Below are 13,744 nucleotides of genomic sequence, written 5' to 3'. Positions count from 1 at the left end.
AAAAAGGGGGGGAGCTGATGCTCCCCCCTTTGCTTGTCACTGATATTGATTTAGTTAGATTCTTTAAGTCACATGAGCGCTTTAACTTGCAGCTCTTACCTTACCTTGCTTCAAGTCTGACAGAACTTGCGCTTTTGGCCCGTCAGCAATAATGCAGCCTTTCTCCATTACGATCACTCTGTCGACAATGTCCAACATCGATGTTTTGTGTGTAATCAGAATTAACGTCTCGCTTGGTAGCAATTGGTTAAGCTGGTGCTTGATGTGCATTTCTGAACGGTTATCCATCGCACTGGTCGGTTCGTCCATCAATAGCACTGGAGGACGGCCTAGGAAGGCTCTAGCAATGGCAATTGACTGACGTTGACCACCAGACAGCAAACCACCGCCTTCGCCCACTTGGCGTTCTAAGCCTGCTGGATCTTGCTGAGTAAAAGCGGTAACACCTGCACGGTTCGCAGCATCCATTACATCACGGTCATCGACCAATGGACGACCTAAGGTAATGTTGTCTCTTACTGAGCCATAGAATAGGTTACTGTCTTGCGGTACACAGCCTATATTGCGTCGTACGTCGACATGATGTAGTTGCTCCATGTCGGTGTCATCAATGCGAACATGGCCTTCTGTGGGCTTATACAGGCCCATAATCAGGCGCTCTAGAGTCGTTTTACCTGAACCAATTCGGCCAATGATCGCCACCTTTTCACCAGGTTTAATATGCAGTGTTAAGTCTCTGATAGAAGCGACTGGCGAGTCAGGGTAGTGGAACGTCACTTTGTCTAACGCGATATGACCTTGGATAATCGGGCGATGAATGTAGCGTTTGCCTTCTTCTTGTTCATCAGGCATCGACATGACTTGCTCAATCAGAGTCATCGACGACTTCGCTTGGTTATAACGTGTAGAAAGCAAAGACAGTTGAACAAGAGGACCAATCGCACGGCCACTCAGCATGGTCGCAGCAATCAAGCCACCCATAGTCAGTTCACCTTCAGCAATGAGATACACACCAAAAATGATCATACCTACGTTAGTACTTTGCTGAACAAAGCCGGCGGTGTTTTGGATGCTGTCTGTGATGCGTCGGCTTTTGATATTCCAATTTGCCATGTGCGCAACCGCTTCTTCCCAACGGAATTGGAACTGACTCTGCGCGCTGAACAGCTTAACCGTCTCTAACCCAGCCAAACTTTCAATCAAGTTCGCGTACTTCTGAGAAGCAAGACGAGAGCCCTCTTCAATAGTACGACGCAGTGGACCTTGGATTAACAGTGCATAGATGATCAGAATAACCACGCCGACAACAGGAACAAATACAAGGTTTCCGGCCATTAACCAAATCAACGCCAAGAACATCAGCGCGAATGGTAAGTCGATTAACGAGCCGATGGTTGCTGAGGTAAAGAACTCACGGATTGATTCGAACTCTTGCAAGTTTTTGGCAAAAGCACCGACAGAAGCAGGCTTTGCTTCCATACGAATCCCTAGTACCTTACTAAACAGCTTGGAAGAAATGAGGATGTCGGATTTCTTACCGGCAACGTCAATGAAGTAGCTTCGCATCAATTTGAGCAGCAAATCGAATAGGAACACGACAAAGATACCACTCGCTAGCACCCACAAAGTTTCAAAGGCAAGGTTGGGAACTACTTTGTCATACACCAAGCGTGTGAACATTGGCGCGGCTATCGCGAAGATATTGATCAGAATGGAGGCTATCAACACATCTCGGTAGATGTTTTTTGATTCCCAAATGGTACTCCAAAACCAATGCCCTTTACGTGTTTTTAGAACCTCTGGTGAACGTTCATCATAGCGAAACTGTTTCTTTACCAAGAAGTAGCGGCCGATGAATTGTTCTTTCAGTTCTTCGACAGGAATGATGATTGGCACCATTCCGCTTTCCGCTGTAATGATTTCCGCTTCTTGCTTTTCTAAATCAACGCTGTTGAGAACGCACGCCTCACCTTGTTTAAGTAGTAAAACCGCAGGCAGAATCAGGTGAGGTATCTTTTCCAAGTCGGAACGGTTTTCTTTCGCCACCAATCCTGCTCGCTCTGCAGAACGAGGGAATAGGAAAGGGGTTAGCTTTCCGTCTGATAATGGTAGCCCATTGATCAACGCTTCAGGCGAGTTAGCTAACCCGTAATATCGGCTAACGTAGATCAGTGAGTTCAATAGTGGATCTTGCATGTGATATAACCCTTACAACTATTTATCAACAATGAAGCCTTGGAACACTTCTACGTAGTTATCAGACAAGATATCTAGCTGAGTCTGAGTTTCTATTCGAGACGCGATGGTGGTGACGCCTAGGTTGTGAGCGGTTCTAGAGATCGACGTTAAGGTGAACTTTTGTTTTTCGTCATCCAGGTTATGTGTGAACAGGTAATCTAGCTTCACATAGCTTGGACGGTATTCGTTGATGTAATCCAGAGATTGGAAGTTACGTCCGTAGTTATCGACACCAAACACCGCTTCAGCGTTGCGAATGGTGTTACACAATAGTGCCGTGTAGTGCGGAACGTTGATGAAGCAGTTTTCTGGAATCTCAAAGTGCAACAGGTGAGCGATTGAAGTATTTTGTTCAAGCGTCTTACCGATCCAGCGGATGAAGCTTGGTTGAGAAATACTGCTTGGCGAAATATTGATAGCAACAGGGCTTGTTACTTCTTTCGCATTCAGTTTTTCAATCATCTTCTCGATAACGTATTGGTCGAGAATGTGGCTCATTTCAAGCTGTTCTAGTGCGTACAAGTACTGGTTAGCACCGTAACGCACGCCATCTTTTTCAATCGCAGAGAATACTTCTTGGTGATACGTTTTACCAAAGGCATTATTTGCAGCCTGAAGACGGAAGGTAATGAGGTCGTTGATGATCGCTTCTTCAACCAACATACGCCATTGTTGTTTACCCATCACAGCGCCGTGATCGTCTGCGGTTACGTAACCGTAAGCAAGCTCTCGGTTCGCCTTGGCACTTGAGAGTGCGTTATCAACCAACGACATGATTTCGGTACTGTTTTTTCGGGTGTTGCTGTATGTCACACCTAATGCGATGTGTGGATTCGCCGTACCTGTAGGGTCTGAACCTAGGTTTTGAATGCAATTTACGATGCTGCCCGCGACAAGTTTAAGTTCGCTTTCGTCAATGTTCGGCATAATGAAGCCAAACTCGTCACTAGAAATACGGGCGATGGTGATATCTGGTGATGAAATTGAAGCCTGTAGCTGTTCAGCCAGTTGATGAACCAAGGCATCACCCTCTTGGTAGCCTTTTTCGTCGTACTCTTCACTAATAAATTCGGCTTTTAGTACCGCTAAACCACCTAAGCTAGACTCTTCTAACCACTGGGTTAACTGAGACATGTAGTAAGCACGGTTACCTAACTGAGATACAGGGTCGATATACGCTCTTTCACGCAGCTTTTGAGCTTCTTTCGCTTGGTTTTTAAATGCCAGTTCAACTTGAGTCGACATGTGGTTGATGCCGTCGACAACCAAGGTTAGATCTTTTGTCTTTGGACGAGCTAGAGGTTCGCCAAATTGGTTCTTGGCGATCTGATCCATCTTAGTAATGATCAACGAGAGCGGGCGTAAAGCGCGTTTAAGGATCCAAGAGATAGACACTAAACCGAGCAAGAAGATCGTGCCAAAGATGCTTAATAAGCGGATGAATGCTTGCCAAAGTTGATCGTAGGCAGGGCCTGGATGACTTACGATCTCTACTTCTGCCAGTTGCATCCAGCCACTGGTGATCACGCGGCGGTCATGAACAGGCTCGAACAGGTTTAGGTTGGTAAACCACTCCGGTACGCCAGTTGGCTTTACAGGGTATGAGCGGAGAATGTCATCACCGCTGTCGAGAAAGATCAATCGAACGACGGAATAAGAACTGCCATCAAACAGGGCGTTGATTACAGACTCCACTGCCACCTTGTCTTTTTCTTCTAGGTAAGGGGCGAGAGCCAGTCCAACAGTATTAATGGTATTACTTACCTCAGAGCGTTGCTGCTCCTCTAAGTATCCTCGGGTGGTATTGAATTCGATCATAAAAACTGACGTCATCAGCAGTATGAACACTGCAACCATCCCGACCACAAGCTGTTTATATAAAGTCATTGTACCTACTCATCGTAATTGATAATGGGTTTGTTTAATTTTAGAGAGCGCTCACGAGAACGTAAGTCGTTCCATAAGCTCAATCTTGAAGCTTTCCCTGCTAATTTACCGCTGCCCGCTGCCGATTTTATCAGCCAAAGATTTTTACCGTTGAAACTGTAAATCGGTCGTAGATCTGGGCGTTTGGAACCGCGTTTAATTTCAGGGTTTAAGTTGTCCAAAATTAGTGGCTCTGCACTCGGTGTTGAGTAGTACGCCAACACCATATGGAATTGGTTTAACTCCAGTGCTTTTACGTACACTAATCGCAATTTCTTATCTGGGACGCCCAGTTCAAGCAAAGAGAAGTATTTTGCGATAGTGAAATCTTCACAGTCACCAGCATTGCTGCCTAAAAACTCCAGTGGTGTTGCCCAATAGTCGTTTTTTCCCCACAGTAAGTTGTCATCGACAAAGTACATCTGGTTGAAGAATTGGTTCACTGACCTGAGCTTCTCTTTTTCACTTAATCCGTCGTATGACGTCATGTTTGAACGCCACGTTGCCACTCGCTTTCCGGCTCTATCGCCGTAGGTTTTGGTCACCGCATCTATCCACCTTTGGTCGCTCTTGTTGAGCGCCACAGAGGTAAAAGAGGTAAGAACTAGCAGCAATAGCGAAATCCGAGACTTCATAGCCTCTGCTCTTGTCTATTTACTGCGTACTGAAAGGCGTTATCAAACATCCAACGTCCTTACTCTTTTAGTGCATTGTTTTGAGCACTTAATAGTGGCTTCAACATGTACTCAAGCACGGTTCTTTTGCCTGTGATGATATCGACTGAGGCAGTCATGCCCGGAATGATTGGCAACTCTTCGTTCTGTCCAAAATTGTGTTTTTCGGTGCGCACACGCACGATGTAGAAGCTGTTGCCTTCTTCATCTTGAGTGGTATCGGCACTGATGTGCTCTAACACGCCTTCTAGACCGCCGTATTTAGTGAAGTCATAGGCACTGAACTTAACGATGGCAGTCAATTCTGGGCGTAGGAAAGCGATATCTTGTGGGGCGATTTTCGCTTCAACCAAGAGAGAGTCTTCTGTCGGTACAATCTCAACGATGTCCATACCCGGTTGGATAACACCACCGACAGTATTAATGCCCAATGTTTTAACGGTGCCAGTTACAGGAGAAACCACCACAGTACGGTTTACTCGGTCTTCAAGACCAACAGCCGATTCGGTCATTGCAGAGAGCTTATCTTGCGCTTGATTGAGCTTTTCTTGTTGTTCGGAGCGGAAGTTCAGGGCAGCATCAATACGGCTGAGCATGGATTCTTTGATTGCTGAGCGTAGCAGAGGGATTTTTAGCTCGCTTGAGGTCATTTCTCGGCGAGTGTCGTTCACTTGTCTTTGCAGTTTAAGTAATTCAATTCGTGGTACCACACCTTCATCGGCGAGAGGTTTGGTGATATCCAGTTCTTGGCGAGCAAACTGGTAACTCTGTTTTAGGTTGCGAACCCGCGCCTTAATCTCAACTAGGTCTTGCTGTTTCTGTTCAACTTGTTGATCAAAAACAGAAAGTTGGTTTTTTAGGTTATTCAGATCTTGACGATATTCGGCTTTTTGGCGATTAACCAGTTTAGGCTGAAGCTCGTAGAACTTGGGTGGAAAGGCGAGTTTACCGTAATCAAGCAACACGCTTTTTTTCCACTCTTCAACAGAGAACTCTTCGTTAATGACGACACTGGTTAATGAAGCGGATAGCATCAACACGTTGGCGGTTAAGTTCGCCACTTGTTGTTCACGTTCGCGGAAGTCCGAACGGAATCGAGTGTCATCGATCAACAGTAGCTGCTGACCTTTCTGAACACGTTGACCTTCTTTAACTAAGATCTCTTTAACTAAGCCACCTTCAAGGTTTTGCACCACTTGGATTTGAGAGGAAGGGATCACTTTGCCTTGGCCAACGGTAACTTTGTCGATCTCTGCCCAAGCAGACCACCCAATAGCAGCAATAAAAAACAGAACGATCACCCACAACATAATACGCGCACTGGTGGGCGTATTGAGGAGTAGTGCCGCTGTTTTATCGTCGACATACTCAAGCTCGGTCTCGTTCAATTTGCTGAAATTTTTCTGACTCATAACAGTCCTTGTTCGCTAAATAAAAGTGCAAGCCTATTGAGTGTATTCTTACTTCTTATAAATGTTAAGATTTTGTTCCTTTAAATCTTTGAATTTATATATTTTTTAAGACTTATCGGTTCTTGAAATCGGTTTTATCGAGCTGATGCTTTCTTAGTTTGTCATACAGTGTTTTTCGCGACACCTGAAGCTCTTGCTGTACTTCTTTTAAACGACCTTGATGGCGATGTAGTGCCTCAATCAAGATAATTTGTTCAAAGCTATCGGTACGTTGGTTTAACGACTGTTGTTGTTCCTCAATGCTGACGTCGAGCTCGTTATCGTCATTTTTCTCACTAATATCGCTGTCGAGCGACGGCTGCTTAATTTGAGTCAAGACTCTGAGTTCGGCATGCTGGCGAAGCTGGCGAATGTTCTCCACCCAATGCGTTGCAATGAGTCGTTGAATCTCTTTTTCTGTAATAACGGGCGGCGGCAACTGATAGCGACTTGCTGCACCGCGAGCAAAGTGTTTGAACAAAGACCCAATATCTTCCGTTCTTTGCGCCAAGGGTAGTAAATTAAATTGGCGCAGTTCACCTGTAATTGTAGTCGGAACTATTGTGGTTGCGATAATGATACAAGTTGCATTGGTCTTGCATGAGTTTTCACGAAGTAGAGTGGGTTTTAGATTCGCTAACCACAGCCATTGATCCTGAGTTAATGCTTCTGTCTCATGGATATAGATCGTTCCACCTTGATACTTCAAGAACAGTTGCAAAACAAACTGATGAAATGTCGCTTCGTCACTGCGTGGCAAATTAAACGCAGCAACAGGGCAAAGTTCCGCAGTTTGATGACTGTGTAAATCATGAGTGTATTGTGCTGTGACCCTTTTCCCCGTCCCTAAATCACCAACAAACAATAGAAGTGGGTTGGTTTTGGTGTCTAAGGTGATCAGTTCTCGGCGTAATGCCTGCATTGATGGCGATTGACCAATCAGTTTTGGGCCCACCTGATTTTGCATCGCCAACTCTTTACGCAATAGGTTGTTTTCTTCAACCAGTGCGAGCTTATCTGCGGCTTTTCTTACTGCTGTGAGGAGGGCATCGACCACAAACGGCTTTTCCAGAAAATCATAAGCCCCGGCTTTCATCGCAGATACCGCGGTTTGCACGTCACCATGCCCGGTAAGTACAATGACCTGAAAATGAGGATTTTGGCTCAGTAATTTTTGCGTTAATTGAATGCCATCCATCACCGGCATGTGAATATCGGTAATGACAATCCCGGCTTGCGTGGTATTTATCTTCTTTAGAGCCTCAATAGCATTAGGAAAGCAGACGATATCGATGCCTTCAATCAGCATGGCTTGTTCTACGGAGTCTCGGATAGCGGGTTCATCGTCGACAAAATAGAGTTTGGGCATAGAGTGCAAAGCCGAGTCCTTAGTTGTATGTGAGATTAGCAATAATGTGAAATTCGTTTTCTCGTTAACAATACCAATTCTGCGTCAGTTGTTAACTTTGTATAACGGGATATTAAGCGAGAATACCATGCCTGACGGCTCCAACTGGGCTGCACTGATCGAGCCGTGATACGCTTCAATAATCCGTTTAGATATAGAGAGTCCAAGCCCTAAACCTTCAGGCTTAGTGGTGAAAAACGGGTCAAAAAGTTGTTCAAGCTTGTCGGCAGGCATACCAATTCCGTTATCCCAAATGATCACCTGACACATGTCTTCATGCAGTTGCCATTCAACGCCTATCTGTGGAATAGCCTGTTGGTCTGCTGTTTGTTGAACTGTTGTTTGTTGGAGCAAGGTTTGTTGATCTATGGCTTGCTGCTGAAGAGCTTGAGTCGCGTTGTGAATCAGATTCACCAGCACTTGTTCGAGCTCGGTCGGATGAATCGCGATATTAATGTCATCTGGTACCGTGCTTAACCTGAGCGTGATGCCTTGCTTGATCATCAGTGCGCTGAGAATACTGGTGGCGTTGTTGACCGCTTGATGCAGGTTGGCTACATGATGCTCTTTTTTGGTGACCTTGCGAGTAAAGACTTTGAGTCGCGCGATGATGTCGGTAATGGTGTTGTTTAGGACAATCATTTTCTCAAGATTACTTTTCACCAAATCGGTTCGTTCCATTTCAAGCAGTTTTAAGCTGTTCTCGCTGTAGGTTCTGAGTGCTGCAAGTGGTTGGTTGATTTCATGATTAATGCTGGCTGACAGCTCACCCAGAACGGCTAATTTGGCGGTTTGGGTTAGCTCTTGTTCTGTCTGCTTCAACTTCGATTGCGACTCTTGGTATTGAAAGATGGTTTGTTGCAGCTGTTGATTGGATTGCTTCAAGTAGTGAGTCCGTTTATCAACGGTTTGCTCTAAGTTTTGGTTGAGTCGGGTCAACGCCACTTTCGCTACGTAGGTTTGGCGCCATGACCAAGCAATAAGCATCACCAAGCTGTAAATCACGACGAAGATGACATCGATCTGCAGTACTTTTATAAGCTCAGCCCGGGTCTCTTTTAGTGCGACCACTTGGTACTGATTGTTACTGACGGCAGCTGGGTAAAGATTAAAAGTACCAAGCTTGAATAACTGGTTGGCCGTGAGCTCTTTTTGGATTTGGTTGGATTGAAGGTTGTTAGATCGATTAGCGTTAGCTTCTGGTTGAGAGCTTGAAGAGCGAAATACTTCGATGATCGAAATTTCGCTTTGACCGTATTGGCGTTGAAGTGAGATATCCGTTTGTTGTTGCTGCGTTAGTGGCAACAATGAATGGTAAAGCCACGGAGTTTGGCTTGATAGAAATACCACTTGGTTAGAGTCGAGTACCACAATCTCAAATTCGTCGCTGGTTAGGATGTTTTCGAGGTTCTCTAAGCTCACTTTTACGGTGATAACACCAACAATGTCATTCTCAACATACAGCGGTGAAGATAGAAAGTAACCGCGTACATTCGAGCGGGCACCCAGTGCGACGTAGTGTGTGTTGTTACCTTGAATGGCAGAAGCAAAGTAGGGGCGAAACGAGAAGTTCTCACCCACAAAGGTGCGAGGCTTTTGATAATTACTGGAAGCGACCACAGTACCACTTGGGTCATGGATATATATAGTGTCGGCCTGGCTTTGATTTGACCATTCAAACAGCAATTGATTGAGCTGAGCAGCGGAAATCTTGTCTGTTTGCGGTGATGAGTCAAAATAAGAAAGCAAGCGCGGGTCATGACTGAGTAAGTTCGGGATCTGTTTGAATTTGTCCAATTCAGAATCAATTTGTAGGTTGGCTTTATTGGCCGCTTCATTGAGTTGCTGAGTGACGATTTTTTCTTGGAACTGTACTGCCATAAAGTGGGTTGCAGTCAGCCCAGCAGCTCCCAATAACAATGAGAATAAAACAAAGGGAGTCATTAGGTTAGGCAGTATTTTGGTCACTTGGATCTCTGCTTGTCATCGGTTTGTATAAAGATTATCAATATGATGGATAGAGTACCGAGATCTTGTTAACACCGAACAGCTTCTGTGAGACAAAACCATGGCTGAGACTTGTGTTTCAAAGGATTACAGCGCAAAATCACAAAAAAATTGAAAGGAGCAACCAAATGGAACTGACAGATATTCGTCGCGAATACGCTAAGGGTGGATTGAGACGTAAAGACTTGGCCGCAGACCCGATTGAGCAATTCAATCTATGGCTAGAGCAAGCCATTGAAGCGAAGTTGACGGACCCTACTGCCATGACAGTTGCTACGGTTGATGAAAATGGTCAGCCATTCCAACGAATTGTTCTGCTGAAGAATGTTGATAAAGACGGGTTCGTTTTTTACACCAACTTGGGTAGCCGTAAAGCGCACCAGCTTGAGCACAACAGCAAAATCAGTTTGCACTTCCCTTGGCATCCACTTGAGCGACAGGTTCATATTACGGGCACGGCTGAAAAGCTGACGGCTATGGAAAATATGAAGTACTTCTCGTCACGTCCAAAAGAGAGCCAATTGGCCGCGATTGCAAGTAAGCAGAGTAGCCGCATCTCAGCTCGTGGGATTTTAGAAGGTAAGTATCTAGAGCTTAAACAGAAGTTTGCTAAAGGAGAGATCCCAGTGCCTTCTTTCTGGGGTGGCTTCCGAGTTCGTGTCGATAGCATTGAGTTCTGGCAAGGTGGTGAACACCGCTTGCACGACCGTTTCTTGTTCTCTCGCCAAGACAACAGCTGGGATATTGATCGCCTAGCGCCTTAGGTTGCTTGATCGCTTAGCTGTTAACAGATCCAAAAATGCCGTTGATGAGACTTATCAACGGCATTTTTTTGTCTGCATTTTCAGTTGAACAGTAAATCAGTCACTGTGCAGAACAACGGAGATCTGTTTTTTGAGCAGAGTTTCTGGGATCACTGAGCCTAATCCTGAGTCCAATGCATACTCTATTAACTGGCTTTTACTACGTGCATCAAACTTCTGTTTCAATCTAGCGACATGACCTTCGACCGTTTTGATTGAAATGTTTAACGTCGACGCGATGTACTGTGGTTTCTTGCCGAAAAGCAGTAAGAACAGCACTTCTGATTCTCTCGAAGTCAGCCGCTTTTGCAGTTTAGACACGCGCGGCTCTGACCCCGCAAGCGATGCCTGGTTGCCTTTTGTTCCTGTTGCCTGACAAACCCAATGACCGACCTCTAAGATCGCGGTATCGGTAAGCTCTTGGCCATAGAAGATGGTGCCTTGGACGTTGTCGTCGTCATCAAGCCAAGGGGTTTTAGTAAAGATATGGGCGTGCCAGCGTCCGTCTGGATAAGGGTGAATATCGAGGATCTTAAGGGTACTGCGTGTATCCATCACATGTTTGTCTTGAGCTCTGAAATCTTGTGCGCACTCAGTGGTTTGACTGGGCATGTCGAAGTCAGTCAAGCCAGTACAAGTCTCGCCCTGTTTTAAGCCGATCAATTGGTTGTAAGCAAGGTTGGCGTACACGAAGACCGAGTCAGTATCTTTGCAGCCCCAGCAGCCTGGAAGTTGCTCGAATAAAGAACGATGTATGGAGTTGAGTGGATCTGGCAATGTTTTATCTCGCAATCAGAGGTATCACAATGATATCAGTTTCTTATAGTGCTGCAATGGCCATTTGAGTTTGAACTCTACACGAGAAGTAAAGGGTGAATATCAGTTGAACGGACTGCTGACTAACTGTGTCAATCTCGGAGAATCGATGGGCATAAAGGGTAATAAACAGGCAAAAAAAAGCCAGCCTGAAGAGGGGCTGGCCAAAGACAAGATATGCCTTGTCGACATGTAGAAGATTTTCAGTTTAATTTACGAGGGTCAGGTAAATTAAACTGAGGCATCAATTTGATACCCAGAGTGACTTACTACTCTATCGATGAATCTACTCCTAGGAGTGCTTATGCATAAGGGGGGAATTCCCCTATAAATGCTGTTCAATGTGATAATTGAGAACCTAGAGTAAATATTTAAGATTTTGCTCCTGTGATTGGGAGCCTATAGATCTCTTACTACTCGGAATCCTAGATAGTTAGCTGCGGTTGAAGGTGGTACGTACAGTTCGTTATACACTTTCGCTTCTTCAGGAGAGAAGCTCCACGCGCCACCTTTCGCTAAGCCTTTCTGAGCGGTTGTCCATTCCCATACGTTCCCCACCATGTCGTAGAAGCCTGTTGGCGTTGGCAGGAATGACTTAACTGGAGATGTGCTAACGTTTGACCAAGGTGTACCCGCCCAGCCTGTATTGGCTTTGCCAGAGCGGAATTCGTTGCCCCACCAGAAGTTGGTGTCTTGGCCTGCTCTTGCTGCAGCTTCCCACTCTTGTGGCGTTGGCAAACGGTAAGTGAAGCCTGTGTTTTTAGATAACCAACGAGTATAAGCTTTGGCATCATTTTGGCTAACACAAACGACCGGCGAGTTATCTGCTTGCTTAAAGCCAGGATTCTGCCAGTCATTGTCTGAAACGGTTGTGATCTCTGCATTGACGAACGTATCGCAGGTGTTCATCAGTTCTGCGTCTGTCTGGTAGCCTGTGCTTTCAACGAATGCTTTAAAGTCTTGAACACGAGTAGGCGTAGCGGCTAATGCAAAAGGCTGTTTGATGGTCACTTGCTTGGCATTGTTTTCACCCAGTAGGTAGCGACCAGATCCAACCACAATCATTTCTGGGCTCTGAATGTCGTTACCCATAGGGTCGGCAAATTTGGTGCCGACATTCAATGAATTCTGTTTGGCTTGTAATACGGCTCTTAGGTTGTGATCGCGGGCTATTTTTAGCTCTTGATGGAAAGAAAGGTAGCCTTCTTTTTCGATCGTGACCATGTGCTGGCCCGTTGGCAACATCACTTCAACCGGTGTGCTGCCATAGTTCACGCCGTTGATAGAAACATTGTCGTTGTATTGATTGGAACGCACCACCAAGTTAACCCAAGCGACTTCTTTTTGCTGGTCGTTGGCTTGTTGCTCGCTTTGCGTGAAACAGTTTGATGATTGAATACCAAGCAGACGACAAGGTGTGTTCTTATCTGGGCGTGTTTCTAGGTTCGCCGCAATCACCGCTCGGTAACGGTTATCTTCAGAGAAGCCAGAGGATTTCACTTTGTGTTGCAGAACGTGAATATTCAGCGAAGCAGACGCAAGGTGCTCTTTCACTGTGTTCGATTCAGTCGCGTTATCTACCAGACTATGTTGGAACTGTTTTACCGCTTTTTGAAGTGCCAAGGTCACCGTTTGGTCTGAACATTGCGCCAGTGTCATATCGCTGCTGCAACGGTTAGTAAAGCTCACGGTTTGCTCTTCCGTCTGAGTGATCTCGTTTCTTAGTCGTTCTGCTCTTGCTCTTAGCTTGTCTTGATTTAGGGTTGCGATTGAAGCTTCTGCCGTCGCTTTCTCGGCTTGAATAGCCTCAAGTTCCATCATCAAGCCTTGCTGTTTCTGCTCAGAGTCTGAAATCGCAAGCTTGCCTTCTTTTACTGTTTTCCACGCGTCTTGGAATAGGCTTTGAGCTGGCGAGATGTCGAAATCGGGCTCATCAATCATGCGCGTATAATCTTGCTCTAGGCTGGCTTTCGCTTTTGCGAGTGTTTGCTCAGCTTGAGCTGATAACTTGGTTAGACGTGCCGTTTGTTGCGCTTGGTTGTCGACTTCATTTTGTTTGTCAGCCAGTTTCTTCTCAACAGCCGTTAAGTCGGTATGCTTTTCGAATAGTGAGCTTTCAATATCGGTGACAGAAGGTGCGATCGCTGGTGTTGTTGCTTCTGCGAAAACAGCAGGAGTCATTAGGCAGGGAGCAAGTGCAAATAGTAGAGTAGGAAGACCTTGGCGCATGATGGGCTACTTCAATCGTAATTTAGGTTAATCGAATATTCTAAACGAGAACGCCATTTCGTCTGCAGCTACTGTTTATAACGACTATACAAGGTTATAACGATCATACAGTTTATAACTATCAACAAAATGGCGAGTGTTCATTCAGCTTTGTGAAATAGGCACGGCTATCTGATATAGAGCTAAGCGTTT

Annotated in this window: 9 protein-coding genes; 1 reads left to right on the top strand and 8 read right to left on the bottom strand. The window is 45.5% G+C overall.

Features of this window, described 5'->3' with window-relative positions:
* Nucleotides 1-81 precede the first annotated feature (81 nt).
* The 6 genes from CWO13_RS02985 to CWO13_RS02960 all read right to left on the bottom strand — a co-directional run bounded on the left by CWO13_RS02985 (nt 82) and on the right by CWO13_RS02960 (nt 9,665).
* Nucleotides 82-2,196, bottom strand: coding sequence for a type I secretion system permease/ATPase (locus CWO13_RS02985; protein WP_102431368.1), 2,115 nt, complete (start codon nt 2,194-2,196; stop codon nt 82-84).
* A gap of 18 nt (nt 2,197-2,214) precedes the next feature.
* On the bottom strand, nt 2,215-4,125 hold the full coding sequence (locus CWO13_RS02980; RefSeq protein ID WP_048664433.1) for a bifunctional diguanylate cyclase/phosphodiesterase: 1,911 nt from the start codon (nt 4,123-4,125) through the stop codon (nt 2,215-2,217).
* A 5-nt stretch (nt 4,126-4,130) separates the two neighbouring features.
* Entirely contained in the window at nt 4,131-4,799 is a 669-nt protein-coding gene (locus tag CWO13_RS02975; protein ID WP_108082514.1) for a transglutaminase-like cysteine peptidase, read from the bottom strand.
* Between the two features lie 59 nt (nt 4,800-4,858).
* The gene (locus tag CWO13_RS02970) at nt 4,859-6,250 is read right to left on the bottom strand and encodes an HlyD family type I secretion periplasmic adaptor subunit (protein WP_048660519.1); all 1,392 of its coding nucleotides are present in this window, start codon (nt 6,248-6,250) and stop codon (nt 4,859-4,861) included.
* 112 nt (nt 6,251-6,362) lie between these two features.
* A complete protein-coding gene (locus tag CWO13_RS02965) occupies nt 6,363-7,658 on the bottom strand; it encodes a sigma-54-dependent transcriptional regulator (RefSeq protein ID WP_108082513.1) in 1,296 nt (431 codons plus the stop codon).
* Nucleotides 7,659-7,742: 84 nt separating this feature from the next.
* Nucleotides 7,743-9,665: a sensor histidine kinase gene (locus CWO13_RS02960; protein ID WP_108082512.1), complete on the bottom strand. Its 1,923-nt coding sequence runs from the start codon at nt 9,663-9,665 to the stop codon at nt 7,743-7,745.
* 167 nt (nt 9,666-9,832) lie between these two features.
* Between CWO13_RS02960 and pdxH the strand changes: the two genes are divergently transcribed.
* Nucleotides 9,833-10,468 (top strand): pyridoxamine 5'-phosphate oxidase, encoded by a 636-nt coding sequence (gene pdxH, locus CWO13_RS02955; protein ID WP_017061203.1) that lies wholly within the window; start codon nt 9,833-9,835, stop codon nt 10,466-10,468.
* Nucleotides 10,469-10,564: 96 nt separating this feature from the next.
* Here pdxH and CWO13_RS02950 read toward each other — a convergent pair whose 3' ends face one another.
* A complete protein-coding gene (locus CWO13_RS02950) occupies nt 10,565-11,299 on the bottom strand; it encodes a helix-turn-helix transcriptional regulator (protein WP_048664436.1) in 735 nt (244 codons plus the stop codon).
* A gap of 423 nt (nt 11,300-11,722) precedes the next feature.
* Nucleotides 11,723-13,552, bottom strand: a complete 1,830-nt coding sequence (locus CWO13_RS02945; RefSeq protein ID WP_108082511.1) for a formylglycine-generating enzyme family protein — start codon at nt 13,550-13,552, stop codon at nt 11,723-11,725.
* Nucleotides 13,553-13,744 lie beyond the last annotated feature (192 nt).

This window comes from Vibrio sp. ZF 223 (assembly GCF_003050585.1).
Classification (GTDB): Bacteria; Pseudomonadota; Gammaproteobacteria; order Enterobacterales; family Vibrionaceae; genus Vibrio; species Vibrio crassostreae.
Note: the sequence above shows the minus strand (reverse complement) of the source record. Positions and strands in the feature narration are given on the sequence as shown.

What these genes read in the sequence shown, in the direction of transcription:
- CWO13_RS02970 (WP_048660519.1), bottom strand. Translation starts at nt 6,250, where the DNA reads ATGAGTCAGAAAAATTTCAGCAAATTGAACGAGACCGAGCTTGAGTAT.
- CWO13_RS02965 (WP_108082513.1), bottom strand. Translation starts at nt 7,658, where the DNA reads ATGCCCAAACTCTATTTTGTCGACGATGAACCCGCTATCCGAGACTCC.
- CWO13_RS02980 (WP_048664433.1), bottom strand. Translation starts at nt 4,125, where the DNA reads ATGACTTTATATAAACAGCTTGTGGTCGGGATGGTTGCAGTGTTCATA.
- CWO13_RS02945 (WP_108082511.1), bottom strand. Translation starts at nt 13,552, where the DNA reads ATGCGCCAAGGTCTTCCTACTCTACTATTTGCACTTGCTCCCTGCCTA.
- CWO13_RS02975 (WP_108082514.1), bottom strand. Translation starts at nt 4,799, where the DNA reads ATGAAGTCTCGGATTTCGCTATTGCTGCTAGTTCTTACCTCTTTTACC.
- pdxH (WP_017061203.1), top strand. Translation starts at nt 9,833, where the DNA reads ATGGAACTGACAGATATTCGTCGCGAATACGCTAAGGGTGGATTGAGA.
- CWO13_RS02985 (WP_102431368.1), bottom strand. Translation starts at nt 2,196, where the DNA reads ATGCAAGATCCACTATTGAACTCACTGATCTACGTTAGCCGATATTAC.